The 25,897-nt window shown below is 62.2% G+C and carries 25 protein-coding genes; 8 read left to right on the plus strand and 17 right to left on the minus strand.

Going from position 1 to position 25,897, the window contains the following annotated elements; all coding sequences use genetic code 11:
• Nucleotides 1-5: 5 nt before the first annotated feature.
• From eutC to RB548_RS29225, 8 genes are read right to left on the minus strand one after another with little or no spacing between them, the layout of a single operon-like run.
• A complete protein-coding gene (gene eutC / locus RB548_RS29190) occupies nt 6-998 on the minus strand; it encodes an ectoine utilization protein EutC (protein WP_331375885.1) in 993 nt (330 codons plus the stop codon).
• Nucleotides 995-2,002, minus strand: a complete 1,008-nt coding sequence (gene eutB, locus RB548_RS29195; RefSeq protein ID WP_408642466.1) for a hydroxyectoine utilization dehydratase EutB — start codon at nt 2,000-2,002, stop codon at nt 995-997. The genes eutC and eutB overlap by 4 nt, the downstream gene beginning before the upstream one ends.
• Nucleotides 1,981-2,478 (minus strand): hypothetical protein, encoded by a 498-nt coding sequence (locus RB548_RS29200; RefSeq protein WP_331375886.1) that lies wholly within the window; start codon nt 2,476-2,478, stop codon nt 1,981-1,983. The genes eutB and RB548_RS29200 overlap by 22 nt, the downstream gene beginning before the upstream one ends.
• Complete coding sequence (locus RB548_RS29205; RefSeq protein WP_331375887.1) at nt 2,471-5,410, minus strand: sarcosine oxidase subunit alpha family protein; 2,940 nt, start codon at nt 5,408-5,410, stop codon at nt 2,471-2,473. The genes RB548_RS29200 and RB548_RS29205 overlap by 8 nt, the downstream gene beginning before the upstream one ends.
• Nucleotides 5,407-5,673 (minus strand): sarcosine oxidase subunit delta, encoded by a 267-nt coding sequence (locus tag RB548_RS29210; RefSeq protein ID WP_331375888.1) that lies wholly within the window; start codon nt 5,671-5,673, stop codon nt 5,407-5,409. Before RB548_RS29210 ends, RB548_RS29205 begins: the two co-directional genes overlap by 4 nt.
• 9 nt (nt 5,674-5,682) lie before the next feature.
• Nucleotides 5,683-6,939, minus strand: coding sequence for a sarcosine oxidase subunit beta family protein (locus RB548_RS29215; RefSeq protein WP_331375889.1), 1,257 nt, complete (start codon nt 6,937-6,939; stop codon nt 5,683-5,685).
• Nucleotides 6,940-6,948: 9 nt separating this feature from the next.
• The gene (locus RB548_RS29220) at nt 6,949-8,097 is read right to left on the minus strand and encodes a M24 family metallopeptidase (protein ID WP_331375890.1); all 1,149 of its coding nucleotides are present in this window, start codon (nt 8,095-8,097) and stop codon (nt 6,949-6,951) included.
• Between the two features lie 59 nt (nt 8,098-8,156).
• Nucleotides 8,157-9,338 (minus strand): M24 family metallopeptidase, encoded by a 1,182-nt coding sequence (locus tag RB548_RS29225; protein WP_331375891.1) that lies wholly within the window; start codon nt 9,336-9,338, stop codon nt 8,157-8,159.
• A 190-nt stretch (nt 9,339-9,528) separates the two neighbouring features.
• On the opposite strand from RB548_RS29225, the gene ehuB reads away from it, so the two are divergent.
• The 8 genes from ehuB to RB548_RS29265 all read left to right on the plus strand — a co-directional run bounded on the left by ehuB (nt 9,529) and on the right by RB548_RS29265 (nt 16,849).
• Entirely contained in the window at nt 9,529-10,392 is an 864-nt protein-coding gene (gene ehuB / locus RB548_RS29230; protein WP_331375892.1) for an ectoine/hydroxyectoine ABC transporter substrate-binding protein EhuB, read from the plus strand.
• Nucleotides 10,393-10,542: 150 nt separating this feature from the next.
• On the plus strand, nt 10,543-11,184 hold the full coding sequence (ehuC, locus tag RB548_RS29235; protein ID WP_408642503.1) for an ectoine/hydroxyectoine ABC transporter permease subunit EhuC: 642 nt from the start codon (nt 10,543-10,545) through the stop codon (nt 11,182-11,184).
• On the plus strand, nt 11,181-11,831 hold the full coding sequence (gene ehuD, locus RB548_RS29240) for an ectoine/hydroxyectoine ABC transporter permease subunit EhuD (RefSeq protein ID WP_331377139.1): 651 nt from the start codon (nt 11,181-11,183) through the stop codon (nt 11,829-11,831). The genes ehuC and ehuD overlap by 4 nt, the downstream gene beginning before the upstream one ends.
• A gap of 3 nt (nt 11,832-11,834) precedes the next feature.
• Nucleotides 11,835-12,614: an ectoine/hydroxyectoine ABC transporter ATP-binding protein EhuA gene (ehuA, locus tag RB548_RS29245; protein WP_331375894.1), complete on the plus strand. Its 780-nt coding sequence runs from the start codon at nt 11,835-11,837 to the stop codon at nt 12,612-12,614.
• Between the two features lie 110 nt (nt 12,615-12,724).
• Nucleotides 12,725-13,348: a GntR family transcriptional regulator gene (locus RB548_RS29250; RefSeq protein WP_408642467.1), complete on the plus strand. Its 624-nt coding sequence runs from the start codon at nt 12,725-12,727 to the stop codon at nt 13,346-13,348.
• A complete protein-coding gene (locus tag RB548_RS29255) occupies nt 13,348-13,830 on the plus strand; it encodes an Lrp/AsnC family transcriptional regulator (protein WP_331377143.1) in 483 nt (160 codons plus the stop codon). The genes RB548_RS29250 and RB548_RS29255 overlap by 1 nt, the downstream gene beginning before the upstream one ends.
• 118 nt (nt 13,831-13,948) lie before the next feature.
• Nucleotides 13,949-15,445 carry an NAD-dependent succinate-semialdehyde dehydrogenase gene (locus RB548_RS29260; RefSeq protein ID WP_331375895.1) on the plus strand — a complete coding sequence of 499 codons (1,497 nt, stop codon included), beginning with the start codon at nt 13,949-13,951 and terminating at the stop codon, nt 15,443-15,445.
• Nucleotides 15,446-15,469: 24 nt separating this feature from the next.
• Nucleotides 15,470-16,849 carry an aspartate aminotransferase family protein gene (locus RB548_RS29265; protein ID WP_331375896.1) on the plus strand — a complete coding sequence of 460 codons (1,380 nt, stop codon included), beginning with the start codon at nt 15,470-15,472 and terminating at the stop codon, nt 16,847-16,849.
• Nucleotides 16,850-16,949: 100 nt separating this feature from the next.
• Here the strand turns inward: RB548_RS29265 and RB548_RS29270 are convergent, their stop codons facing one another.
• The 9 genes from RB548_RS29270 to RB548_RS29310 all read right to left on the minus strand — a co-directional run bounded on the left by RB548_RS29270 (nt 16,950) and on the right by RB548_RS29310 (nt 25,887).
• Nucleotides 16,950-17,333, minus strand: a complete 384-nt coding sequence (locus RB548_RS29270; protein WP_331375897.1) for a VOC family protein — start codon at nt 17,331-17,333, stop codon at nt 16,950-16,952.
• Between the two features lie 123 nt (nt 17,334-17,456).
• On the minus strand, nt 17,457-18,587 hold the full coding sequence (locus RB548_RS29275) for an ABC transporter ATP-binding protein (protein ID WP_331375898.1): 1,131 nt from the start codon (nt 18,585-18,587) through the stop codon (nt 17,457-17,459).
• An 86-nt stretch (nt 18,588-18,673) separates the two neighbouring features.
• Nucleotides 18,674-19,888: an ABC transporter substrate-binding protein gene (locus RB548_RS29280; protein WP_331375899.1), complete on the minus strand. Its 1,215-nt coding sequence runs from the start codon at nt 19,886-19,888 to the stop codon at nt 18,674-18,676.
• Nucleotides 19,889-19,923: 35 nt separating this feature from the next.
• The gene (locus RB548_RS29285) at nt 19,924-20,781 is read right to left on the minus strand and encodes a carbohydrate ABC transporter permease (RefSeq protein ID WP_331375900.1); all 858 of its coding nucleotides are present in this window, start codon (nt 20,779-20,781) and stop codon (nt 19,924-19,926) included.
• The gene (locus RB548_RS29290; RefSeq protein ID WP_331375901.1) at nt 20,778-21,662 is read right to left on the minus strand and encodes a carbohydrate ABC transporter permease; all 885 of its coding nucleotides are present in this window, start codon (nt 21,660-21,662) and stop codon (nt 20,778-20,780) included. Before RB548_RS29290 ends, RB548_RS29285 begins: the two co-directional genes overlap by 4 nt.
• A gap of 13 nt (nt 21,663-21,675) precedes the next feature.
• Nucleotides 21,676-22,836 carry a Gfo/Idh/MocA family protein gene (locus tag RB548_RS29295; protein WP_331375902.1) on the minus strand — a complete coding sequence of 387 codons (1,161 nt, stop codon included), beginning with the start codon at nt 22,834-22,836 and terminating at the stop codon, nt 21,676-21,678.
• A 191-nt stretch (nt 22,837-23,027) separates the two neighbouring features.
• Nucleotides 23,028-23,765, minus strand: a complete 738-nt coding sequence (locus RB548_RS29300; protein ID WP_331375903.1) for an ABC transporter permease — start codon at nt 23,763-23,765, stop codon at nt 23,028-23,030.
• Nucleotides 23,765-24,703 carry an ABC transporter ATP-binding protein gene (locus RB548_RS29305; RefSeq protein ID WP_331375904.1) on the minus strand — a complete coding sequence of 313 codons (939 nt, stop codon included), beginning with the start codon at nt 24,701-24,703 and terminating at the stop codon, nt 23,765-23,767. The genes RB548_RS29300 and RB548_RS29305 overlap by 1 nt, the downstream gene beginning before the upstream one ends.
• Nucleotides 24,700-25,887, minus strand: a complete 1,188-nt coding sequence (locus tag RB548_RS29310; RefSeq protein WP_331375905.1) for an ABC transporter permease — start codon at nt 25,885-25,887, stop codon at nt 24,700-24,702. Before RB548_RS29310 ends, RB548_RS29305 begins: the two co-directional genes overlap by 4 nt.
• Nucleotides 25,888-25,897: the final 10 nt, after the last annotated feature.

Genomic DNA, 25,897 nt, shown 5'->3' on the forward strand with positions numbered 1-25,897 from the left:
CGGCCCTAGCTTTCAAACGTGGTCCCGGCATCCGCCGCCCTGGCCCGCGCAAAGGCGAGAGTGGCGATCGCCGTATCCTGAATGCCCGTGCCGGTGAGATCCGCGATGGTGATATGATCGGCATCAGCGCGTCCCTGCCTCTGCCCGGCAATGATCTGCCCAAGCTCCGGGAAGTCACGTCCTGCCTCGACAACGCCTGCCTCGATGGCGTGATGCAGTTCGCCCAGCCTGCGTGTTTGCGCGAGGCTGTCGGCCACATACAGATCCGCGCGGCCGATGACGGCGGGCTCGATCTCGTTCTTGTGCTCGGCGTCCGATCCCATCGCCGTAACGTGCTGTCCCTTCTCGAGCCATTCCGCCTTCAGTATGGGCGTGGAGGACGGCGTCGTCGTGATGATGACGTGTGCGCCCGAAACAGCCGCCTCGGCGTCTGAAATGGCGGTCACAGGGATCCCGAGCTTTGCGGTGAGTTCCTCCGCGGCGGCCTTGGCCCTCGAATGATCTCGCGCCCAGATGCGCGCTTCGCGGATGGGCCGCACCAGCGCAAGTGCCTGAAGCTGCAGCTTCGCCTGCATCCCGGCACCCAAAACCGCGGCAAGGCTCGCATCCTGCCGGGCGAGATATTTGGCCGCAACCGCTCCGGCGGCGGCCGTACGAACATCCGTCAGGTAGCCGTTGTCGAGCAGCAGCGCCTCCACGAGTCCGGTGCGGCTCGACAGAAGCACCATCATTCCGTTGGTGCTCGGCAACCCGATCTTCGGATTGTCGAAGAAGCCAGGGCTGATCTTGATTGCAAAGCCCTCGATGCCGGGAACGTAGGCGGTCTTGACGTCGACCTCGCCGCGGTACTCCGGAATGTCCAGCCGCAGGATGGGCGGCATCGCCACGGCGTTCGTGGCCAAGGCATGGAACGCGCCCTCGACGCAATCGACCGCCTCGAGGTCGAGCGATACGACCGCCCTCAGATCGGCCTCTGTGAGAATCTTCATTTGCCTCATGTTCTAACCTCCCGAAGGGGATCCGTTTCGCCGTTTATCACGCGCAGATGCAGCCCCATGTCGATGTTGCGTCCCGATAGGATCAGCGCGATGGGTCCGCCAATGTTTCTGATCTTGCCCGCCAAGAGCGCCGCGAAGCCGACCGCCCCTGCCCCCTCGACGATCTCGCGTTCCTGCTCATAGGCGTGACGAATGCCGGCGGCGATCTCGTCTTCGGAAAGCAGCACGACCTCGTCGAGGAGATCGCGGCACATGGCGAACGTCACTCGGTTGTCGAGTCCGATCCCCCCGCCGAGCGAGTCCGCAAGGCTTGCCTCTTCCTCGACTTGCACGGGGCGGCCGGCGTCGAGGCTTGCCTTCATCGCCGCACCGCGCTCCATCGTCAGCCCGATCACGCGTGCCTCTGGCCGGCATGCTTTGACCGCGGCGGCGACACCCGCCGCGAGCCCGCCGCCCGACAGCGGCGCCAGTACCATCGACACCTCCGGCATGTCCTCGACAATCTCGAGCCCCAACGTGCCCTGTCCGGCAACAATTGCCGGATGGTCAAACGGCGGCACCATCACCAGGCCTTCCTCGCTGACCAGTCGGTCGACCTCCTGCTGGGCCTCGTCCTGCGACCGGCCGACGATCCTCACATTCGCGCCGAGGCGTCGGATCTCCGAGACCTTGTTCTCCGGCACCAGCCGCGACATGCAGATCGTCGCGCTAGATCCTTCGGCTTTGGCCGCATGGGCGAGCGCCCGGCCGTGATTGCCCGTCGAAGCTGCCACGACGCCGCGGGCCCGCTGCTCAGGGCTGAGCGACAGGACGGCGTTTGTAGCGCCGCGCAGCTTGAAGCTGCCGGTGGTCTGGTGGTGTTCGAGCTTCAGGCCGACAGGCACGCCGCAGCGCTCGGACAGCGCCGCGGAAAGGACAAGCGGCGTGCGCAGCACCCGGCCGGCGATCCTTTGGCGGGCAGCCAGGAAAGTGTCGAGTTCCATCACCGACATACCTCCAGCCATTCAGAGATGCTTCTGGCGAAGCTTCGCGGTACGACGAATGCGCCATCGTGCTCCGAGGAACGCGTGAACATGACCGGGATACGGTGCAGCGAGGAAAAGGTCGCAACGCCGAGCGTGCGTTCCCAGTCGATCGCCAGACACTTGGAGACGACATCGCGCAGATCCGGCGTGGTCACCTCGATGCGTATCCGCCCTTCGCTGAGGTCGAGCCTGCAGCCCAATTCGGGCGGAATGCCGGAAGCAATCGCCGACGCGCGCTCCGCCGGGAAGATCCAGAAGCGGCGTGGTCCCGCACGGACGACCTTCATGCCGTCGCGCTCAGCAATCCCGCCGACCTGCGTCGGCAGGGCACCACCGAACTGACGGGCAAGCGCCGGTTCGAACGCAGCGAGTGTGCCCTCCCATGCATCACATTGAATGAGCGGGCATGGCAGTTGCTTCAGCACCATGGCCTTGGCGGATGACATCTCAACCATGCATGCGTTCTCCGGCGGGATCGAGGAAGACAGGCGAAACGACGCGCGCCCGCACGACTTCATTTTTCATGGGATAGGAAGCAATCACCTCGTCGCCCTCGAAGTTTGCGGCGAGGAGGCCGAGGCCGACGTAGCAGTCGAGTTCCGGACTGTAGGTGATCGACGTCATGCGGCCGTGGCCGTGGCCTTCGAGTGGCTCGCCGGGCGCGAACAGAAGCGCCCCGCCGCGAAGCCGTTTGCCGGGTTCGACGCATTTCAGGCCGACCAGTCGCTGGCGGTTTGCCGCCTGAAAAGCCTCCCGACGGCTGAGCGCCTCTCCGACATAGCCGCTTCGCTTGGCGACCATCCGTCCCATGCCGAGGTCCGAGAAAGTCGTTCTGCCGTCGATTTCGGGGCCGGCCACGTGGCCTTTTTCGACGCGCAGCGCACCGAGCGCCTCCACGCCGTAGGGTTTCAAGCCGTAGGGTGCGCCGACATCGACGAGGTGTCGCCAGGCGTTCTCGCCATTCGAGGCCCCGACATAGATCTCGTAGGCGCGCTCACCCGAATAGCTGAGGCGTACGATCCTAAGCGGACTATCCTTGAACGTTCCCTCGGCCAGCCCCATGTGCGGCAGCGCCTCGTTGGAGAAATCGATATCCGGGAAAGCGGCCGCGAGTATCTCGCCACTCTCGGGCCCTGCGACTGACATGCCCGCCCATTCGTCGCTGACCGACGAAACGGAGACACGCAGATCCGGCCACGCCGTATCCAGAAGGAATTCCAGCCAGGAAAGCACGTCCGCGGCCTTGGCCGTCGACGTCGTCATGAAGAAGCGGTTTTGCTCCAGGCGCGTCGTCGTTCCGTCATCGAAGACGATGCCGTCGTCGCGCAGCATGACGCCGTAACGCGCCCGCCCGACCTTGAGGCTGGCGAAGCCATTGGCATAGACCCGGTCGAGAAAGGCGGCCGCGTCCGGTCCCTGGATGTCGATCTTGCCGAGCGTCGAGATATCCATGATCCCCGCCGCGGACCGCACGTGCCGCATTTCGTTGACGTATGCCGCATTCACGTCCTTGCCGGAGGCCTCGAAGAACCACGGCCGCATCCAGAGCCCGACTTCGAGCATTTGCGCGCCGTTTGCCGTGTGCCAGTCGTGGATGGGCGTGAGGCGGTAGGGACGGAAATGGTGACCCGTCGCACGTCCGGCAACCGCCCCGATCGTCACCGGCGTGTAGGGCGGCCGGAACGTGGTCGTTCCGGCCTCCGGGATCGATATCCCGCGCAGCTTGGCCATCACCTTCAAGGCGTTGATATTGCTGGTCTTACCCTGGTCCGTTCCCATCCCCAGCGTCGTATAGCGCTTGAGATGTTCGACCGACTCGTAGCCTTCCCGCTGGGCCAGTTGGATATCGTCAAGCGTCACGTCCATCTGGAAATCGACGAATGCCTTTCGCTGACCAAAGATCGGCTTGTAGACGGTCGTCGGACCGGCGTTTTCCTCGATCTCCAACGCGCGCGCTTCGGCTACCGTCCCCACCTTTCCAGCGACGGCGGCCGCCGCGCGGCCGGCGCTCGCACCCTCGGCGACCGCCGCCGAGATGCTCAAGCTTCCGGTCGCCGCACCGGCGACGAACTGGGTTTCAGGGAGCTGCCCCGGAACAAAAGCATCGATGTCCGGCCGGTAGACAGGCTTCACTCCCTGGTGCGACGTCAAATGCAGCACCGGAGACCAGCCGGCGGACATGCCGACCAGATCGCAGGTGACGCTGGTCTTGCCTGCCTTTCCGGCAAGCACGACGCCCTGTACCGCATATTTGCCTTTCACGCCCGCCACATTCGTTCCGAGATGGACCTCGGCGCCCATTTGCTTCGCCTTCGCCAGCAGCGTCGGCTCCGCGAGCGGCCTTGCGTCGGCGATCGTGACCCGTGCCCCGTGGGCGAGGAGATCGAAAGCGGTGAGATAGGCGCTGTCGTCGGCGGTCGCGATTACGACATTCCTGCCCGGCAGAACCGCGTAGCGATTGATATAGGCCCTGATCGCCGAGTTCAGCATGACGCCGGGCCGGTCATTGTTCGAAAAGACCATCGGCCGCTCGACCGCGCCGGTCGCGAAGACGATGCTCTGTGCGCGCAGCAGCGTGAAGGTTTTCCGCGCCGAATCCATGCCGCGCCCCGCGAACGGATCTGCATCCTCGATCAGCGCGAGCGTATTCCCGTCGTAGAGTCCGAAAGCGGTCGTCCGTCGCATGATGCGCACGTTCCGCATGTCCTCAAGCTCTGTCCGTATCGCGTGCAGCCATGCCGCTCCGGCAGGCTCGGAAAGCAGGCGCCCGCCGATTTCGAAGTCCTGCTCGATCAGCAGCACGCGCGCTCCGGCTTGCGCGGCGGCCCGGGCGGCGGAAAGTCCGGCCGCCCCACTGCCGACGACCGCCACGTCCGTGAAATCGTCACGGGAGTCGTACACATCTGGGTCCGGCATCATTGTCGCTTTGCCGAGACCCGCAGCCTTGCGGATAAAGTGCTCATAGAACATCCAGGCCCGGCGGCTCGGTCCCATGAAGGTCTTGTAGTAGAACCCCGGGGGAAGGAGCGGACTGAACAGGCTGTTGATGCTCTGGACATCGAAACGCAATGACGGCCAGTTGTTCTGGCTTGCCGCTTCCAGACCGGTTGTCAGTTCAAGCATCGTGGCCGGCAGGTTCGTCTCCCGGCGCGCGCCCGTGCCAACCGTCACCAGCGCGTTCGGCTCCTCAACGCCGGCGGAGAGAATGCCGCGGGGACGATGATACTTGAAACTCCTGCCGACCAGCGAGACCCCGCTCGCGAGCAGGGCGGAAGCGAGCGTGTCTCCCTTCAATCCCGCATACTGACGGCCATCGAACATAAACTTGAGGACTTGCGAGCGGTCCAGATATCCGCCTGACGCAAGGCGCTTTTCGGTGGGTGTCATGCCCGTTGCCTTCTTGAAAAACTGACCGAATGGATCGAATGCGTGACAGTGTCGCGCTCGACGACGAGCCATTGGCGGCAGCCGAGAACGTGCTGCCAAAATTCGCGATGCAGCCCCTTGGGATTGGCCCGCACGTATACATAGCGGTACCAGGCATCGAGATCCGGATTGTCGTGAGCGGGCCGCTCGGCGGTGGCATCGCCGCCGTAACGGAATTCACTGTGGTCACGCACGCCGCAGCAGGGGCAGTCGATACGAAGCATCTCGCTCTCCTATTGAAGCCAGGCGAAGGGGCCGGCGCCCGCTTCATCGATCATGTGCCCGCTGCGGAAGCGCCCCAGCCCGTAACCGCGGATAAGGGCGGGTGTCTCGCCGGTCGCCAGCATCTCGGCGAAGCACCAGCCGGATGCGGGGGTCGCCTTGAACCCGCCGTAGCACCAGCCGCCGTTCAGATAGAGGCCATCGACAGGCGTCAGCGAGATGATCGGGCTTGCGTCCGGCGTCATGTCCATGATCCCGCCCCAATGGCGCAGCAGGCGCAGGCGCGAGATGTTCGGCATCAGCGCAATCGCGGCCTCGCAGACCTCGCGCAGCACGCCGGTGTTGCCGCGCTGGGCGTAGGAGTTGTAGCCATCGAGGTTGCCGCCAAAGACAAGGCCGCCCTTGTCCGATTGGCTGAGATAGAAGTGGTCCGCGCCGTAGGCGACGACATGGTCGACCAACGGCTTGACTGGCTCCGTCACGAAAGCCTGAAGCAAATGGCTCTCGATCGGGAGTTCCAACCCGGCCTTCTGGGCAAGGACGGAGGTGTGACCGGCCACCGCGAGACCGATCCGGCCGGCTCCGATACGGCCCCGCGTGGTTTCAACGCCGATGATCCGATCGCCCTGCCGGACAAAGTCGGTCACTTCGCAGCCCTCGATGATGTCGACGCCGTGGCCGCTCGCTGCGCGCGCATAGCCCCATGCCACCGCGTCGTGGCGGGCCGTGCCGGCTCGCCCCTGGAAGATCGCACCGTGGATCGGAAACCGGGCTGTGTCGGAGAAGTCGAGATAGGGCACAAGCTTGCGCACGGCCTCCCGGTCGAGGATCTCCGCATCGATGCCGTTCGAGCGCATGACATTGGCGCGGTGGGTGAACGTATCGAGCTGATCGGCCGAATGTGCCGTCACGAGCTGGCCGCGCTGCGAGAACATAACGTTGAAGTTGAGCGCGGTCGACATACCCTCCCAGAGCTTCATCGAGAACTCGTAGAACTGCGTATTGCCGTCGAGCAGGTAGTTCGACCGGATGACCGTGGTATTCCGACCGACATTGCCGCCGCCGATATAGCCCTTCTCAAGTACCGCAACGTTGCGGATGCCGTGGTTCTCGGCGAGATAGAAGGCGGTTGCGAGGCCGTGTCCGCCGCCGCCGATGATGACGACGTCATAGGAGGCCTTTGGACTGGCTGCGCGCCAGGCGCGTTGCCATCCCCTGTTGCCTGTGGCTGCGTGGCGCAGCAGCGAGAAGACCGAATAGCGGCTCATGGCAAAGTCCTATCGAACGATCGGGCCGAGCGGCGTGCGCGTCAGCACCTCGGGTCCGGCCTCCGTTAGCAACACGGTATTGGAGACGAAATCGTCCCCCTTGCCGGTCCCCATAAGCCAGGAAAGGATGTGGAAGCTCATCCCGGTGCGGATCTCGAGATCGGAATCGTGCCGAAGACCGGTCACCGTATTTCCCCCGGTCCACGACGGAGGCTGGCCGACGCCCACGCAATAGCCGCAGTGATGGCGGCGGTAATGGGAAAGACCCGCATCATCGACGACAGCCTGCCAGGCGGCGTAGACATCACGGGCGCGCGCGCTGGGCCTCAGCGCCCCGACGACGGCATTAAAGGCGGCCGCCGTCACTTCGGCCATGCGCGCATCGGCGTCGCTGATGCCTCCAAGCCGGATCAGACGCCCCAGGGGTGCGTGATAACGCGAGATGCACCCGGAAAGCTCGATGAAAACCGGTTCCCCCTGGCGATAGCTTCCGGATCCCCACGTCGTGTGCTCTTCGCCAAGCCGGGACGCCGGACGGATGAAGGGGCCGAAGCCCGGCACATGACCTCCCGCGCGGGTCATCGCCGCGATGCACTCGGCAGCAACGTCGCGCTCGCGTGCACCGTCGGCGATCATCTCGATGGCGGCGCTGGCCGCCGCGTCGGTGACTGCAGCGGCCCGCCGCATGAGCACTTGCTCCTCGGCGCTCTTCACCAATCTCAGGTGATCCACCAGGTTGGAGACATCGTTCCACTCGGCGGACACCAGCGACTCGAGCCGCCGTGCAAGCCCATGACTCAGCCCGGACGTCCATTGCTCGAGCCCGAGCCGCTTTCCGGCAAAACCCTGATCATTGAGAATGCGCGACGCAAGGTCGGCCGCCGTTTCGCTGTCGCTGTGACCGCGGAAGTCCGCCGCACGGACATGATTTTCGATCGTCACCCGCTCCATCGCACGGGTGACGAGCGTCGGTTTGCCCTGGAGCGGAACGATGAGAAGATGCGGCGCAAAGTAGCCCCAATGGTCGAGGCCCGTCAGATAAAAGACGTTTTCCGGCGACGCGAAAACCGCAGCGTCGAGTCCACGATCGACGAGCCCAGCTCGTACAGCATCAAGACGGCGCGCGATTTCGCCATCGGTAAAGGGATTACCGTCCATGGTCTCTCTCTTGTCTCCGCCCTCAGTCGGCGGCGCTTCGAATGGATATCAACGGGCGTCTATTCGACGACGATCAGTTCCCGGGGTGACGTGCAAAGCTTCTCCCCACCCTTGTCCGTAACGACGAAGGACTCGGATATCGCGAGGCCAAAATCGCCAAGCCAGACACCCGCCATCATGTGAAAGCACATGCCCGGCCGTAACTCGGTCCGGTCGCCCGGCCGGAGACTGACCGTGCGCTCGCCCCAGTCCGGCGGATAGGCCAGACCGATCGGATAACCGACGCGGCTTTCCTTCTTCAGTCCCCGGCTGCGCAGAACTGCCTGCCATGCGGCTTCGACCTCCTCGGCGGTGTTGCCGGAACGCGCCTTTTCGAGACCGGCGTCCACACCGTCGACAATTGCCTTGGCGATATCGACGTAGGTCTTCGGCGGCCGACCAAAGTGCACCGTGCGGGTAAGCGCCGCATGGTAACGCCGCCTTACGCCGGCAATTTCAAGTATCGCGAGGCCGGACTGCGGCAGAGGATCCTCGGTCCAGGTCAGATGCGGCGTAGCAGTGCCTTCGCCGACGGGCATCAGCGGGCAGATCGCGGCATAGTCGCCACCCAGGCCGTCCACGCCCATGATCTGCGCATGATAGAGCTCGGCGATGACCTCGTTCTGCGGCACCCCGGGGCTCATCTTCGCTATGGCTCGTTCCATCGCATGTGAGCAGATGGCGCCGGCCTCACGCATCAAGGCCAGCTCGGGCTCGGATTTGATCAGGCGCGCCCAATTGACCAGGTCGCCGTTGTTGGAAAAGCTGGCATCCGGGAGACCCTTGACGAGATGGGCGTGACACCGCGCCGTGTAGTAGTGCGCATCCATCTCCACACCGACGCGCGCCGTCCCCCAACCACGGGCGCGCACGAGTTCGGCAAGCTCGTCGAAGGGGTGGCCTTCCGGGTTCTGCACCAGATGCTCCGAAAACGGCACGACGTTGCCTTGAGGCAAGCCTGTCGTCAGAAGGGCGCTCTTTTCGTCTTGCGCCCGACCGAACCAGATGGGCCGTTCCTCGTCCAGGTGCACGAGAACACATTGCGGCACATAGAACGACCAGCCGTCGTACCCGGTGAGCCAGCCCATATTCGCAGGATCCTGACAGATGATGAGGTCGAAGCCCGCCCGCTCCATGCGTTTCTTCACGTCACGGATCCGGCGGGAATACTCCGCCGCCGTAAAAACAGCCGACCTGTTCACGACATCTCCTCCACCGTGTATGACGCCATAGATGTGTACATCATTTTTGGCAGCACGCAACAGGATCTCCGCAAATTTGAGATTTTTGCAGGCCGCCTTGCCAAAACGAGAGTCAGATGTATACTTCTATTCTCTCGCGAGGCATTCATGCCGTCCGAGGCGAACACCATCTTCAAAAAAAGGGGAACCCATGTTCAGATCTCTCATTTCCCGCAGGAATGCACTGAGGGCCGCAGCCCTCACCGTCGCCGCCGTATCCTTCTGCGGCTACGCCCATGCAGAATCGACCCTCGAGAAAGCAAAGGCCGCCGGCTATATTCGCATCGGGTTTGCCAATGAGGCGCCGTTCGGATTCGCCACTCCGGACGGAAAGCTCACGGGCGAGGCTCCGGAAGTCGCCAAGGCCGTGCTCAAGAAAATGGGCATTGCGGAAGTCGACGGCGTCCTCACCGAATTCGGCTCGCTCATTCCCGGCTTGAAGGCGGGTCGCTTCGACATCATCGCGGCGGGCATGTTCATCAATCCCAAGCGCTGCGCCGAGATCGCCTTCTCCGAGCCCTCTTATGGCATCGGGCAGGCCATGCTGGTTGCGGAGGGCAACCCCAAGGCCGTCAAGGACTATTCCACCTTCGCGTCCAACAAGGACCTGAAGCTCGCCGTGATGGCGGGTGCCGTGGAAAGCGGCTACGCGAAGGATGCCGGCGTCTCCGCGGAGCAGGTCGTCTCGCTCCCGGATCAGTCCAGCCTCGTCGCCGCTGTTCAGGCCGGCCGCGCGGATGCGGCAGCCCTGACCGCTCTGTCGATCGCCGACATGGCCAAGAAAGCGGAAGGAGTGGAGTCGACGGTGCCCTTCGGCGAAGTTGCCGGAAAATCGGTCAAGGGGCACGGCGGTTTCGGCTTCCGCAAGGAGGACAAGGATCTCGTCGACGCCTTCAACAAGGAACTCGCCGCCTTCCTCGGCACCCCGGAACATATCGCCCTCGTCGAACCGCTGGGCTTTGGCAAGGACTATCTGCCGAACAAGACGACCGCGCAGCTTTGCGCAGGCGAGTAACGCCTTCTGGCCGGCGGCGCGAAAGCGCCGCACTTCCAATCCCTGCGTTCATGAGGGACCCAGATGTGGATTCGTATGCTCGCCGCGATGCTCGCGGCAACCTTGTTGCTGATTGCCCTGCTTTCGGCCAACCCTGAATACCGGCTCTTCATGCCGGGCCTCTTCGAAGGCGCCGTGCTGACGGTGGAGATAACGCTTCTGGGAGCCGTGCTCGCTGTGTTCATGGCCCTGATAGCAGCGCTCGCAAAGCTCTACAGCCCGCTGCCGATAAGGTGGCTTTCGACAACCTACATTGAGATCTTCCGCGGAACTTCCGCGTTGGTGCAGCTCTTTTGGCTCTATTTCGTCCTGCCGCAATTCGGCGTCTTCCTTGACGCCTTCCTGGTGGCGGTTCTGGCGCTCGGCCTGAACATAGGAGCCTATGGAGCGGAGGTGGTCCGAGGTGCCATCCTCTCCGTGGCCCGCGGGCAGTGGGAGGCTTCGATCGCGCTCAACATGTCGAAGGCACAAATGCTGCGTCGGATCATCCTGCCTCAGGCCTTTACGGCCATGATCCCTCCCTGGGGCAACCTTTTTATCGAACTCGTGAAGTCTACCTCGCTGGTTTCCCTGATTACGCTGGCGGACCTTACCTTCAAAGCCCAGCAAATGAACCAGACAACACTGAAGACGGTACCCGTGTTTACCCTCGTGCTGCTGATCTATCTGGCCATTTCTCTAACCGTCACCATTGCCATGCGCCTGCTTGAGCAGCGTGCGTCGAAGGGACTGACACGCGGAAGGGTCGCCTGATGTGGGATTGGACATTCACATTCGAGATTCTGCCGGTCCTCGCTCGGGCGGCGATCATGACGATCGAAGCGACCGCTCTCGGTTTCGCCATAGCGGCGACACTCGGGCTTGTGCTCGCCTCCATCAGGCTGGCTTTTCCGGCCGCCGGCGTCGTGGTCACAGTGTTGGTGGAACTGATCCGGTCGACGCCCCTGCTCATCCAGATATTCTTCCTTTACTTCGTCTTGCCGAAGGCAGGGATCGTGCTGGACGCGTTTACGGCGGGCGTGGCAGCCATAGGCATTCACTACGCCGCCTATTGCTCCGAGGTTTACCGGGCCGGATTCGAGAACGTTCCGAGGGGCCAATGGGAGGCATCGATCGCTCTCAATCTGTCTCCATGGAACACTTTCAAGGATATAATCCTGCCTCAGGCCCTGCCTCCGATCGTTCCAGCGCTCGGAAACTATCTGATAGCGTTGTTCAAGGAGACGCCCCTGCTCTCGGCCATTGCGGTCCTCGAACTCATGCAGACCGCAAAGAACATCGGATCCGAGACCTTCCGCTATACCGAGCCCGTGACGCTCGTTGGGGTGTTCTTCCTGGTTATGAGTCTCGTTTCAGCGGGCATGGTCCGGATGCTCGAATCGTGGTTGCAGCGGAGATAAAAGATGAACGACATGCCAATGGTACGCTTCGAGAACGTTTCAAAACGATACGGCGCACTCACCGTTCTCGACAATCTCAACCTCGATATCGGCCGTGGGGAAAAGGTGTCGATCATCGGTCCCTCGGGCTCCGGAAAGACCACCGTGCTGCGCATGCTCATGACGCTGGAAGCCATCAATGACGGTGTCCTCTGGGTCGACGGAGAGCCCATGACGCATATGATGCAAAACGGCAAGCTTGTGCCCGCGACCACCAAGCACATGCGCCGGATCCGCGCGAAAATCGGCATGGTATTCCAGTCCTTCAACCTGTTCCCCCACATGACGGCGATAGGAAACTGCATCGAAGCTCCGATAACCGTGCTCGGAATGAAGCGCTCGGAGGCCGAGGAACGCGCGGCAGAGCTGTTGGACATGGTCGGCCTGTCCGCCAAGAAGGATCACTACCCGTCGCAGCTGTCGGGCGGTCAGCAGCAGCGCGTGGCGATCGCGCGGGCACTTGCAATGCGGCCGAAGATCATGCTGTTCGACGAAGTGACGTCGGCGCTCGACCCGGAACTTGTGGGCGAAGTGCTGCAGGTTATAAGGAAGATCGGCCGCGAGCACGACTTGACCATGCTCATGGTTACCCACCAGATGGGTTTCGCCAAGGAGTTTTCGGACCGGGTGTGCTTCTTCTATCAAGGTAAGATTTGCGAACAGGGCGCTCCTGCGGAAATCTTTGGAAACCCCAAGAACGAAAGGACAAGACAGTTTCTCAACGCTGTCTTGGAAGCAGGATAGCCTTGCACCCTGAATTGCCCGGCAACGTCGAAACCAGCGCCGCCTTCCAGCCGGTATCGGCCAGAGAGAGGTTCGACCGGATATATCATACTCTCAGGAACCGTATCTGCATGCTCGAGTACGCGCCGAGCAGCCGCCTGTCCGAGGAAGAGTTGGCAAAGGAATTTTCTACCAGTCGCACGCCAGTAAGGCGTGTGCTGGCAAGGCTGGAGTCCGAAGGGCTGGTGGAATCGGTGCATGGTGTCGGAACGATCGTGACCGACCCCGATATCGGCGAATTGGTGCAGATCTATCATTTGCGGATGGAGCTTGCGCTTCTCGTCGGCAAGCTCTCGCCGATCCCGCGCAGCGCCGAGGATCTGGAACGGATCAGGGCGCTGATAGCCCGCTGCGACGAGGAGATGAAAAATCCCACGCAAAAGGCCTTCCTGCACCTGAATATGGCGTTCTTTACCGAAATCAGGGCGTTCACAGGAAACCTGCCGCTGCGGGAGATCAGCGAGCGGCTGTACTATCAGGTCGTTCGCGTCGTGCTGAAGATGATGCCGAAGCTGGGATTGGCGGAAGAGTACTCGGCCTTTCGCAACGAGATGCAGGCCGTCCTGTCTGCTGCGGAAATCGGCGACTGGGAGGCGATCGGATACATTCGGCGGGCCCACATTTCGATGAGCTTCCACCGCATGATGGCCTACGCCGACAAGTCGGAACTGTCCGAAGAGCGTTCCAAGGCATGATCAAGCTTGACGCCATTGATCTGCGCATCCTGGAGGCGATCCAGAAGGATGGAAGAATTACCAAGCTGGCGCTTGCCGAGAAGGCGGGGCTGTCGCCAACACCTTGCTGGCTCAGACTGAGGAAACTGGAAAAAGCCGGCATAGTGACGGGCTATCACGCACGACTCGCCATGCGCCGAGTCACGCCGGTCACGAGTGTTCTCACCGAGATCACGCTCGGCAACCACCGCCAGACCGATTTCGAACGCTTCGAACGCGTGATCGCCTCGATCCCCGAAATCGTCGCCTGCTGGTCGGTCGGCGGCGGCGTCGACTACATTCTGAAAATCATGACACCCGACGTCGACGCCTACCAGCGGCTCATTGATGGCTTGCTGGATCGCGAATTGGGCATAGACCGCTATTTCACCTATATCGTCACCAAGACGGTCAAGGAAGAAACCCTGCTCCCGCTCACCAGCCTGCTGCCTCGGGCGCCGTAGACAATCCGGCTGTCCAGTCCGGCTTATTTGGTCCAACTCTCTGCTGCGTGCGGGCGGAATAGACAACTTCTCTCCCCCTTGCGGTCCAGACTAGCCGCAACAAGAGAGGAGATCGGATATGACTGCTGTTTTCGCACGCACGACCTTCCATGACGCATTGAACCACCTGAATGATCGGCAACTCCTGCGGGAGCTCGCCTATGTCGGTGGGCGCTGGGTTGCCGGGCGTGATGGCAAGGCCTTCGAGGTGCAAGACCCCGCAACCGGCGCGACGCTTTCCTGGGTCGCCTCGCTCGACGCCACCCAAACTTCGGAAGCCGTCGATGCCGCTGCCGGGGCTTTCCTGGCATGGCGTAGCACGCTGCCGCAAGCGCGCGCCGCAATTCTGCGCAAATGGTACGAGCTGATGCTTGCCGCCAAGGAGGATCTCGCGCTGCTGATGACGCTGGAGCAGGGCAAACCGCTTGCGGAATCCCGCGGCGAAATCGACTATGCCGCCTCCTTCATCGAATGGTATGCCGAGGAAGGCAAGCGGCTCAACGCCGAAAGCGTGACGAGCCATCTGCCGGGCGCGGAGATGATCGTGCGCCGCGAAGCACTCGGCGTAGTCGGCATCGTCACGCCCTGGAATTTCCCCTCGGCGATGATCACCCGAAAGGCGGCCGCGGCACTTGCCGCCGGCTGCACCGTCGTTGCCCACCCCTCCTCCGAAACGCCGCTTTCCGCCCTGGCGCTCGCAGGGCTCGGCGAGCGCGCCGGCCTGCCGGCCGGCGTCTTCAACGTTGTCACCGGTGATGCCGCGACCATTGTCGGCCGCCTGTGCGAGGAACCACGCGTTCGCGCCATGAGCTTCACCGGCTCGACCGAGATCGGCAAGCTGATCGCCCGCCAGTGCGCTCCGACGATGAAGCGGCTGGTGATGGAACTGGGCGGCCATGCGCCGCTAATCGTGTTCGCCGATGCCGATGTGGAGAAGGCGGCGGACATCGCGATCGCCGCAAAATTCGCGACCTCGGGGCAGGACTGCCTGGCGGCGAACCGCATCTATGTCGAACGACCGATCATCAAAGCCTTCAACGAGGCTTTCGCTGCACGCGTTTCCCGTCTCAAAGTCGGCGCGGGGCTCGCACAGGAAACCGACATCGGACCGCTCATGCATGAGCGCGCCATCGCCAAGCTCGAGGAGCAGGTAACCGACGCGCTGAAGCGCGGCGCAAAACTCGCGATCGGCGGCAAGCGGCACGTCGCAGGGCCGCTGTTCTTCCAGCCGACCGTGCTCACCGATGTACCGGACGACGCGCTGATCATGCGCGAAGAGACATTCGGCCCCGTGGCCGCCGTCACCGTATTCGACAGAGAGGATGAGGTGATCACCCGAGCGAACGACACCGAATATGGCCTCGTGGCCTATGTCGTCACCGAAAACGGCGCTCGCCAACTGCGGCTCGCCCGGGCTCTCGAATACGGAATGGTAGCAATCAACCGGGTGAAGATCACCGGCGGGCCGATCCCTTTCGGCGGCTGGAAGCAGTCCGGCCTGGCACGCGAAGGCTCCCGTCATGGCATGGAGGCCTTCACCGAACTCAAATATCTCTGCATCGACACCGCCGCCTGAACGGATTTGACGAAAGGAAAGACCATGCTCAACAGAAACAACGAACTCACCGCCTGGGACCGCGACCATTTCTTCCATCCGTCCACGCATATGGGTATGCATGCGCGCGGCGAAACCCCGACGAGGGTCATCGGCGGCGGCGAAGGCGTTTACATCACCGACATTGCCGGCAAGCGCAGCCTCGATGCCTTCGCTGGTCTCTACTGTGTCAATGTCGGCTACGGCCGGCAGAAGATTGCCGAGGCGATCGCCGAACAGGCGAAGAACCTCGCCTACTATCACGCCTATGTCGGCCACGGCACCGAGGCGTCGATCCGGCTCTCCAAGATGATCATCGATCGTGCGCCGGAAAGCATGAGCCGCGTCTATTTCGGCCTCTCCGGTTCGGATGCCAACGAGACCAACATCAAACTGATCTGGTACTACAACAACATTCTCGGCAGGCCCGAGAAGAAGAAGATCATTTCTCGTTGGCGCGGCTATCACGGTTCAGGTGTGATGACGGGCTCGTTGACCGGCCTCCAGCTTTTCCATAATGCCTTCGACTTGCCGCGCGCACCGATCCTGCACACCGAGGCGCCCTACTATTTCCGCCGGCCGGACCGCTCGATGAACGAAGAGCAGTTCTCGCAATATTGCGCCGACAAGCTGGAGGAGATGATTCTCGCCGAAGGGCCGGATACGGTCGCGGCCTTCATCGGTGAGCCGATCCTTGGTACAGGCGGCATCGTGCCGCCGCCGAAGGGCTATTGGCAGAAGATCCAGGCGGCGCTCGAGAAATACGACATCTTGCTCGTCGCAGACGAGGTCGTGACGGGCTTCGGCCGCCTTGGCACAATGTTCGGCTCCGACCACTACGGCATCAAGCCCGATCTCGTCACCATCGCCAAGGGCCTGACGTCGGCCTATGCGCCGCTTTCCGGCAGCATCGTTTCGGAAAAGATGTGGCAGGTGCTGGTGCAGGGGTCGGACGAACTCGGCCCGATCGGCCACGGCTGGACCTATTCCGCCCACCCGATCTGCGCTGCGGCCGGCATCGCCAATCTCGAACTAATCGACGAACTCGGCATTGTCGAGAACGCCGGCTCGACCGGAGCCTATTTCCGATCCGAGCTTGCAAGGGCGCTCTCCGAGCACCGGCACGTCGGCGAAGTGCGCGGGGACGGCCTGATGGCGGCGATCGAGTTCGTTGAGGATAAAGACGACCGGAAGTTCTTCGATCCGGCGCAGAAGGTCGGACCAAGAGTGGCGACAGCGCTGGCGGAGCGCGGTGTCCTCGGCCGGGCGATGCCGCAGGGTGACATCCTGGGGTTTGCCCCGCCGCTCTGCCTGACGCGCGATGAGGCCGACATCGTCGTGAAGGCCGCAGTCGGCGCCATCACTGAAGTTCTCGGCAACAAATAGCGACCTGAGTTCCGGTCGCTCAAATCTGGCGGAGCGCCGTTTTCTGCGGCGCTCCGCAAACGGGCCTCCCCTTTTGAGGCCGCTGGTTCGCCATCACCCGTCAGCGACCGGCGGGCTGAAACAGTTCGACAAAATTGCCGGACGGGTCGATCAACAGGATCTGTGATCCGCCGGGTCCGGTCACGATGTCGTTGCGGAACTTGGCGCCGGCTGCTCGCAATCGCGCGACCTCTGCAGCCAGATCATCGACAATGAGATGGATCCGATTCCAGCCGCCGGGCGCAGGACGCTCGCCGTCAGGCATCGGTCGTCCCGCAGAGCTCAAGGGGCCACTGAGCAACAGCCTCAGCGCTCCCCGCTTGACGTCCGCGAAGGCCGGAGCGTGGTTGGAGAGAAGTGAAAAGCCGAGATGCTTCGTGTACCACTCGATGGCAGCCTCGACGTCATCAACCATGTAACGCATGTTGACCGTTACTTCGGACATTCCTGCCTCCTGATGTGAGTTCCACGAGCTCGAATGACGTGCGTATTCTACGACAACGATCGCGGAAGGAGAAACCTTCCACCGCGCGACCGAAACCGGAGGTGAGAAGGTGCCGCCGGCCGATCAGGCTGCTGGATCGAAAAGCGCCATGTCGATATCGGTCATCTCGACGCAACGCTCGAAGGCTGTACCGTTTTCGTCGAACAAGTGGCAGTCAGCGGCACGGATGCCGGTTCTGACCTCTTCGTCCGCCCGGATCGCAACAGTGCCCGGCAGCATGGCGCAATAATTCTCCCCCTCGCCTCCGAGCGCGGCATAGGCAACCGTGTGCGCGCCGAGACGCTCGATGACCGAGGGTGTGACCGTCAACGTCAGGTCTCCGGAACCGAGCTGGATGTGCTCGGGGCGCACGCCGAGGGTCAAGGTCGCACCGGCCATGCCGCTGCGCGGCTTGACCGGAACGATCACCGTCTGACCCTTGTATTCGACCTCAACGCCGGCGTCGCTGACGCTCCTGCAGGTAGCCGGCAAGAAGTTCATCTTCGGGTTGCCGATGAAGCCGGCCACGAAGGTGTTGGCCGGCTTATGATAGAGTTCAAGCGGCGCGCCCGTCTGGGCGATCTCTCCGGCGTTGAGCACGACGATGCGGTCCGCCATCGTCATCGCTTCGACTTGGTCGTGCGTGACGTAGATCATCGTTGCCTTTAGTTGCCGGTGCAGTTTCGCCAGTTCGATGCGCATGTCGGCACGCAAAGCCGCATCAAGGTTGGACAGCGGCTCGTCGAAGAGGAAGATCTTCGGCTCGCGGACGATCGCGCGGCCGATCGCGACGCGCTGGCGCTGTCCGCCCGAGAGCATGCCGGGCTTCTGCTGCAGCCGCTGATCGAGATGGAGAATGCGCGCCGCGTGCTCGACCTTGGCCTTGAGCTTTTCCTCGGGCATCTTTTCCACGCGCAGCGGAAAGGCGATGTTCTCGAACACGCTCATGTGCGGATAGAGCGCATAGGACTGGAAGACCATGGCGATGCCGCGCTTGACCGGAGGCAGGTCGTTGACACGCTTGCCGTTGATGAGGATGTCGCCGGCCGTCGTTTCGTCGAGCCCCGCAATCATTCTGAGCAACGTGGACTTGCCGCAGCCGGATGGACCGACAAAGACTACGAATTCGCCGTTCTTGACCTCGAGCTGCACGCTCTTCAGCACTTCGAAGGTACCGTAGAATTTCTGAACCTTGTTGAGATTGAGCTGTCCCAAGAATCTGTCTCCGGCCACCGGCGAGAAGCGGTTCTCTCTAAGTAAAGAAAGGACCGCGAACCGTGCGGTTCGCGGTCCCGACGAGCTTACTTATACTGTTCAAGGTCGCCTGCCGCCTTCTTCAAGGCGTCAGCGGGCTCGGCCTTGCCGGTGACGACCGACTGGACCATTTCGATCATCGTGTTCTGCAAGCCCTTATAGTCGGTGAAGAGCGGCTCCGGCCCGCCGAAAGAAATGCCGTCGATGAACGGCTTCCAATAGGGGTTGGCGGCAACCATGTCGTCCACCGCCTTGCCCGGACGCAACGGCGTCAGGCCTTCCTGTGCTTCGTAGATCGGCTGGTTTTCAGCATTGGTCAGGAATTTGGCGAATTCGATCGCTTTTTCCTCGACACCGGTCCCGCTGAAAACGGCAAGGCTGTCGGTGATCAGAAGCGTGCCCTGCCCCTTGGCGCTGGGTCCGAGCGGCAGCGGTGCTACTCCCCAGTTGATCTTCGTTTCCTTGAGACGGTTCACCGCGCCGACCGAGGCATGGATCATACCGAGCTTGCCATCGAGGAAGATCGCCCTGACCTCGTTCTGCTCATAGGACGTCGGTCCTTCCTCGGCGTAGGGAACAATATCCTTCAGCGCCGTCAGCGCCTCCAGGTTCTCCTTGCTGTCGAGGGTGATGTTGCCGTCAGCATCGATTACCGAGCCGTTGTTGGTGTAAACCCAATGCAGGAACTGGTGCATGGTGTTGTCGAAGGTCTTGGCGACCACGCCGAAGCCGGCGGTGCCCGTCTTCTCCTTGATGGTCTTGGCGTATTCGAGTTCCTCGGCCCAGGTCTGCGGCGGCTTTTCCGGATCGAGGCCGGCCTGCTTGAAGAGGTCCTTGTTCCAGTAGAGCGACTTCGTGGAGAAGGCGACGGGAATGCCCCATTGCTTGCCGGCGGTCGTCACCGTGTCCATGATGTAGGGATAGTAGGAGGCCTTTTCTTCTTCCGAGAACGTGATCGGCACGATCAGTTCGTTGTCGGCGAATTCCTTGAGCGTTCGCGAGCCCACATAGGCAAGCGCAACCGGCGTTCCGGAAGCCGCGAGCGTCGTCACCTTGTCCTGGCACTGACCCCAGCCGACCACTTCGGCCGCGATCTTGTAACCCGGGTTCGCCTCCTCCCATTTCTTGATGAAGTCGGCATGGGCCGGCTGCATCTTGTCGCCGCAGGCGATGAAGCTGATCTCGGTGTCTGCGAGCGCCGGCAGCGCCGTACTGGCGAGAAGCGCGAAAGTTCCGGCAATCAATGAGGCATGCTTTGTCATGGTAGTTCCCCTCGCTTATGAGCTCGTTGTTGCGGTTACTGTTTCACGGCGCCGGCGGTAAGGCCGGCGACGAGATAGCGTTGCATCAGAAAGATCAGGATGACGGCTGGCGCGATGCCGACGAAACTCGCCGCCATCAGTTCGTTCCAGATCACTTCCTGGCGGCCGAAATAGGCAAAGAGGCCGATCGGCAGCGGCATGTATTCGGTCTTCGAGTTGAAGGTCAGCGCGAAGATGAATTGCTGGGCGTAGGACCCGATGAAGGTGGTGATCGCAACCACTGTAATGCCAGGCATGGCGATCGGCAGGATGATGCGCCTGAGCGTATAGAAATGGCTCGCGCCGTCGACGAAGGCGGCCTCATCCAGTTCGCGGGGGATGCGCATCATGTAGGTACGCAAGAGCCAGATCGCCGAGGGAATGAGGAAGGCGACGCCCGGCACGATCATCGCGAAATAGGTATTGAGCACGCCGAAGCTGCGCATCAGGCGGAAAAGCGGAATGAGCAGCACCGCGCCGGAAAACATGTTGACCGCCAGGAAGGCCGCGAGCAGCGGCCCGCTGCCGCGGAACCTGAACCGTGCGAAGGCGTAGGCCGCCGGCACCACCAGCGCGAGCACGACCACGGTGACGATCGTGGAGATGAAGAAGGAATTGAAAATATAGCGTGCAAAGCCCGGCACGCTCACCCACATGCTGCGGTAGGCGGCGAAGGAGCCGTTCTCCGGCCAGAAGCGGTACGGCGAGGAAAAGAGCAACCCGAGCGGCTTCAACGACACCAGGAAGCCTTCGACAAAGGGGGCGAGAATGAAGGTCAGGAAGACAAAGATCCCCGCATAGATACCGGCCAGCTCGTACCAGCGATAGCGATTGATCAGGGCCGGTTGGCTCATCGGCTTTCTCCCGAGGCGAGGCGGTGGGTGACGCGGAAGTAGAGCAGGCAAAAAATCGACAGGAAGATGCAGATCAGCACGGCACGCGCAGCACCCTCGCCGTATCTCTTAGAGCCGATCGCCGTCCGATAGGTGTCGATGATCATCGTCGTCGTGTCACCGTTCGGTCCGCCCTGCGTCAGGATCCAGATGATGTCGAACGAGTTGAAGGTGGCGATCAGCGACAGCATCGACATGGTGATCATCGCCGGAACAAGAAGCGGGAGCGTGATGCGGCGAAAGCGGTAGAAGCGGCCGGCCCCGTCCGTCCATGCGGCCTCGTAAAGATCCTGCGGGATTGCCTGGATCGAGGCCAGAAGATAGAGCGTCACCAGCGGCACGCCGATCCACACGTCGGTGATGATCGTTGCCCAGAAGGCTGTCGAACCATGGGCGAGGAAGGCGACAGGACCGTCGACAAGGCCCCAGTTCTGCAGCATGCCGGAAATCATTCCGAACTGGCCGTTGTACATCCAGCCCCACATGAAGATGCCGATTGCCATAGGCACGATCCAGGGCGGCATGGTCAGGACACGAAACAGCGCGCGTCCCGGTACGGCCGCATTCAGCATGACGGCGCCGAAGGTACCGATGATCATCTTGATCGACACGGAAAAGAAGGTCCAAACGAAGGTTCGGATGATTACTTCCGCGAAAGTGCTGTTGAAGATCTTGTCGTAGTTGACCGCGCCGACCCACTTGGTCGTCTTCTTCAGCGATGCATCCGTAAACGACAGGATGAATGTGTCCACCAGCGGATAGGCGACGATGACCGACACATAGAGCAGGGCGGGAAGAAGCAGGATCCAGGCGAAGATGATGGTGCTGCGCCGAACGCTCATGCTCCTCACCCTCTCAGGCCGCGCGGGCGTGAAGCGCTTCGTCGAAACGATCCCACAGCGGGCGCAGGTCGACGACTGTTCGCTTCATCCGCGCTTCATCCATGGAGAGCGCCAGGATGCCGGCTTCCAAGGCGTCGAGCGGCGAGACCGGCAGCGGCGCGCCACCTTTGACGTGTGCGAGAATGTCGGTCGCCATCTGCTCGTCGGCACCGTAGTGCTGTGACAGCGCCGTCTCCTTGGCATATTTCTTCTCGACGACCTTCTTGCCGGAAAGCACTTCGTGGACATCGAGATAGCCGCGGATGAAGTCGCCTTCGGCCATGCCGCGCGATCCGATCACGCAGAAGCGGCGGAACTGGTCCGGCACGTTCAGGTTGGTGTGGAAATTCATCGCAACGCCGTTGGCGTATTCGATGATCGCAACCTGATAGTCGATGATGTCGCCATCGCTGTCGAAGACCTTGTCCGATCCCAGCCAGCCGCTCGGTTTGCGGTGGAAGAGCTGCAGATCGTTGATGCCATCGCGGGCGGGATCGTTGGCGGGGATGAAGCTCTTGCGGCCGCCGAAGCTTGCGACCCGCTCGGGGCGGGCGCCGACGACGCCGTTATAGAGATCGAGATCATGGCAGCATTTTTCGAGCATGAAGCTGCCGGCGTAGCGTCCATAGCGGCGCCAGTCACGCATGAAAAATGCGCCATGATAGGGTTCGATATGTTCCGCCGCCTCGATTGAAACGATCTGGCCGAGCGATCCTGCAGCCTGGGCAGCGCGGAGGTCGCGATACATCGGCGCGTAGCGGAGCACGAGGCCAACCATCAGACGGTCGTGACCGTGCTTGGCTAGAAGCCCCGCAAGCTCCAGGCTCTGCTCGATCGTGCTGACGATCGGTTTCTCGCAGAAAATCTTGAGGCCGGCCTCAAGGCCGATGCGGATATGCTCGAGATGCATGTGGTTCGGCGACCCGATCATCAGAAGATCGAGCTTCTCGCTGGCGATCAGTTCTTCGGGCGAGGCATAGGCCTTGCCGGCGGATATGCCTTTTTCGGTAAGGGTTGCAAGGCCGGCAGGCGCCGGGTCGACATAGCCTGCAATCTCGAAGCTCTCGTCGATCGCCTTGAAGACGTAGCCCAGATAGCCAAGACGGAATCCGAGTCCGATTATACCGACTTTCATGCTCGCGCTGTTCCCTTGCCTTGGCGTAATTTATTTTCGCAGACTGGGGTAGAAATTTCAGGGCATCAACAAAAAATCGGCAGATACGGCAAAATGTGAAATTCATTTTCACGATCATGCCAGACGTGTTCTGTGCGCCTTTTTTGGAAGGTTACGACTTCTGCGAGCAGTGGTGAGCCGCCATGGGTGGTCTAGGCGCCCACCCGACCGGAAAGAAACCGCTCGAGTGCCTGAAGCGCATCATGGATGAGGACGGCCAGCGCCGCCACGATGAGGCCACCCTGAAGCACGAAGGCAAGGTTGTTCGACTGCAGGCCGGCGATGATGACTTCCCCGAGCGTCTTTGCCGCAACGGTCGAACCGATCGTTGCGGTCGCGAGACTGATCACGACGGACAATCGGAACCCGGTCAGGATGACCGGCAGCGCCAAGGGGAGCTCAATGTTGAAGAGCCGCTGGCGCTCCGTCATACCCGCGCCGCGTGCAGCCTCCATCACAGCGGGCGGTAGCGTCGTCAAACCTGTCAGCGCATTTTCGAAGATCGGCAGCAGGCCATAGAGGAAGAGCGCGATCAGCGTCGGCTTCTCCCCGAAGCCGAAGATCGGCACCGCCAGCGCCAGAACAGCCACCGGCGGAAAGGTCTGGCCGATGTTCACGAGGCTGCGCGAAAGCGGGAGAAATTCGGTACCGGCCTTCCGCGTGACAAGGATCGCCAATGAGACGGCGACGACCGCCGCTGCAAGCGTTGCGACAAAAACTGTTCTCAGATGCAGCACGGTCAGCCAGAACAGACTGCCCTGGTTATAGATCGCCGGGGCATTTTGCTGAACCAGTGGCCTCAGCAAGGGTTCGAACCAGGAAGGTTGCAGCAGGAAGAGGAGCAACACCAGCAGAACCGCCATGCGGACGAGATTGGGCAGCCACGCCATCACCGTGGCCTCGCCGCCCGTTTCGCCAACCCTTCGAGGCTGACCTTGCCGAGGATCGCGCCGTCTGGCGCGGCAACCGGTAGCGCGGATCGCCCGGACCACAGGAGCTCGGAGAGCGCCTCGCGCTGGCTGAGCGTCGCCGGTATCGGCGCGCCTTCGGCCGAGCCGGGCTCGACCGCGTCCGCGGCCGTGTCGATCGCCAGCAGCCGGAAGGGCCGCTCGCTGGTGCCGATCAGTGTTTCGACGAAGGGTGTCGCGGGTTTGACCAGCATCTCGGCCGGCGTCGCATATTGCACGACCTCTCCCTTGTCCATCACGGCGATCCGGTCGGCGAGGTGAAAGGCCTCCTCCATGTCATGGGTGACGAGGATGATCGTCGTGCCGAAATGCTTCTGGATGGCGACAAGGTCGTCCTGCGCCTTGGAGCGGATAATCGGATCGAGAGCGCCGAAGGGTTCATCCATCAACAGAACGTTCGGTTCAGCGGCAAGCGCGCGCGCAACGCCGACCCGCTGCTGCTGGCCGCCCGAAAGCTCATGCGGATAGCGCGGGCCGAAGGCCGCGGGATCGAGCTGGAAAAGAGTCAGCAGTTCCTCGACCTTCGCGTCGATGCGCTTCCTGTCCCAGCCAAGAAGTGTCGGCACGGTGGCGATGTTCTGGGCGACCGTGCGGTGCGGAAACAGCCCATGGCCCTGGATCGCGTAGCCGATCCTGCGGCGAAGCTCGAAATCCGGCACGACACGATTATCCTGCCCATCGATCCTGATCGTGCCCGAAGTCGGCTCGACCAGTCGATTGACCATTCTGATCAACGTCGTCTTGCCCGAGCCGGAGGTGCCGACGATCACCGTGATCGTATGCGGCTCTACGGTCAGCGACACGTCATCGACAACGGTCGTATTGCCATAGCGCTTGGTAACCTGTTCGATTTCGATCATGCGGCATTGCCCTGCTTGCGGTCCGTTACGGTCATTTCGATCAAGGCGTCGAGGACGATCGCCGCCGCGAAAGCCAGGACGACGGTCGGCACAGCGCCCAGCAATACGAGGTCCATCGCCGTCTGGCCTATGCCCTGGAAGACGAAGACCCCGAAGCCGCCGCCGCCGATGAGGGCAGCAATGGTTGCGAGCCCGATGTTCTGGACGAGCACGATGCGGATGCCGGTGAGTATCACCGGAAAGGCGAGCGGAAACTCAATGCCGGCAAGTCGCTGCCAATCCGTCATTCCGATGCCGCGCGCCGCATCGTTGGCATCGCGCGGAACGCCGGCGAGCCCGACCACCGTGTTGGCGACGACGGGCAGCAGCGAATAGAGAAACAGCGCAACGAAAGCGGGGGCCACGCCGATGCCGCGAATGCCGATTGCCGCTGCACCCGGCACATGCGTCGCAATCCAGCCGAGCGGCGCGATAAGAATGCCGAAAAGCGCGATCGAGGGAATTGTCTGGATGGCGTTGAGGACATTCAACACGCCGGCACGCAGCTGTTCCACGCGATGGCAAACCACGCCAAGCGGCACGCCGATGACGGTCGCCGCAGCAAGCGATCCGAGCGCGAGCGTCACGTGTCGCCCCGCCTCCTTCCAGAAGGTGTCGGTACGGCTCGCATATTCTTTCAGCATGGAAAGCCCGTCCCAGCCGCCGGCTATCAGCATCGCACCGGCGGCTGCGAGAACAGCGGAAAGGAAGAGGAGTCGGATGACCGGTCCGGGATTCATGCGTGTCAGCGCATCGGCGACCAGAAGTGACAAGGCAAAAACCATGACCCAGAACCCGGAGGCCGGCGAAACGCGGGCATAGGTGTTTTCCGGCGGAGTCAGATGATTGGCGGCCGTGCCGATGAGAACGCCAAGCGCGACGAGAGCGGCAAAGGCCACAGCCATTCGCACCAGGTTCGGCGTCTTGAAGAAGGCAATTGCGGCGGCCAATGCGACGAGGGCGAGAAGCGTGTATCCGAGCGATGGCGGCAAGGCCTCCAGAATTGCCTTCGCATCACCCTGGACGATGCGGTTGGCCCGGAAGGTCGCAAACGGAGCAAGAAGCGCGCCGTAGACAGCGAGCGCGGCAATGACGACGCCGAGCTTGTCGACGCGGAATGGCACGCGTTCCTTTCCTTGGATCATGCCATCACCC

Origin of the sequence: Sinorhizobium chiapasense (assembly GCF_036488675.1) — a bacterium.
Lineage (GTDB): Bacteria > Pseudomonadota > Alphaproteobacteria > Rhizobiales > Rhizobiaceae > Sinorhizobium > Sinorhizobium chiapasense.

Excerpts from the sequence above, each read along its gene's own strand:
- RB548_RS29285 (WP_331375900.1), bottom strand. The coding sequence starts at position 20,781 with ATGAGCCAACCGGCCCTGATCAATCGCTATCGCTGGTACGAGCTGGCC.
- RB548_RS29200 (WP_331375886.1), bottom strand. The coding sequence starts at position 2,478 with ATGGTTGAGATGTCATCCGCCAAGGCCATGGTGCTGAAGCAACTGCCA.
- RB548_RS29305 (WP_331375904.1), bottom strand. The coding sequence starts at position 24,703 with ATGATCGAAATCGAACAGGTTACCAAGCGCTATGGCAATACGACCGTT.
- RB548_RS29220 (WP_331375890.1), bottom strand. The coding sequence starts at position 8,097 with ATGGACGGTAATCCCTTTACCGATGGCGAAATCGCGCGCCGTCTTGAT.
- RB548_RS29205 (WP_331375887.1), bottom strand. The coding sequence starts at position 5,410 with ATGACACCCACCGAAAAGCGCCTTGCGTCAGGCGGATATCTGGACCGC.
- RB548_RS29210 (WP_331375888.1), bottom strand. The coding sequence starts at position 5,673 with ATGCTTCGTATCGACTGCCCCTGCTGCGGCGTGCGTGACCACAGTGAA.
- eutC (WP_331375885.1), bottom strand. The coding sequence starts at position 998 with ATGAGGCAAATGAAGATTCTCACAGAGGCCGATCTGAGGGCGGTCGTA.
- RB548_RS29260 (WP_331375895.1), top strand. The coding sequence starts at position 13,949 with ATGACTGCTGTTTTCGCACGCACGACCTTCCATGACGCATTGAACCAC.
- RB548_RS29215 (WP_331375889.1), bottom strand. The coding sequence starts at position 6,939 with ATGAGCCGCTATTCGGTCTTCTCGCTGCTGCGCCACGCAGCCACAGGC.
- RB548_RS29265 (WP_331375896.1), top strand. The coding sequence starts at position 15,470 with ATGCTCAACAGAAACAACGAACTCACCGCCTGGGACCGCGACCATTTC.
- ehuA (WP_331375894.1), top strand. The coding sequence starts at position 11,835 with ATGAACGACATGCCAATGGTACGCTTCGAGAACGTTTCAAAACGATAC.
- RB548_RS29295 (WP_331375902.1), bottom strand. The coding sequence starts at position 22,836 with ATGAAAGTCGGTATAATCGGACTCGGATTCCGTCTTGGCTATCTGGGC.
- RB548_RS29290 (WP_331375901.1), bottom strand. The coding sequence starts at position 21,662 with ATGAGCGTTCGGCGCAGCACCATCATCTTCGCCTGGATCCTGCTTCTT.
- RB548_RS29250 (WP_408642467.1), top strand. The coding sequence starts at position 12,725 with ATGCTCGAGTACGCGCCGAGCAGCCGCCTGTCCGAGGAAGAGTTGGCA.
- RB548_RS29270 (WP_331375897.1), bottom strand. The coding sequence starts at position 17,333 with ATGTCCGAAGTAACGGTCAACATGCGTTACATGGTTGATGACGTCGAG.
- RB548_RS29310 (WP_331375905.1), bottom strand. The coding sequence starts at position 25,887 with ATGATCCAAGGAAAGGAACGCGTGCCATTCCGCGTCGACAAGCTCGGC.
- RB548_RS29300 (WP_331375903.1), bottom strand. The coding sequence starts at position 23,765 with ATGGCGTGGCTGCCCAATCTCGTCCGCATGGCGGTTCTGCTGGTGTTG.
- eutB (WP_408642466.1), bottom strand. The coding sequence starts at position 2,002 with ATGGCTGGAGGTATGTCGGTGATGGAACTCGACACTTTCCTGGCTGCC.
- RB548_RS29280 (WP_331375899.1), bottom strand. The coding sequence starts at position 19,888 with ATGACAAAGCATGCCTCATTGATTGCCGGAACTTTCGCGCTTCTCGCC.
- ehuB (WP_331375892.1), top strand. The coding sequence starts at position 9,529 with ATGTTCAGATCTCTCATTTCCCGCAGGAATGCACTGAGGGCCGCAGCC.
- ehuC (WP_408642503.1), top strand. The coding sequence starts at position 10,543 with ATGCCGGGCCTCTTCGAAGGCGCCGTGCTGACGGTGGAGATAACGCTT.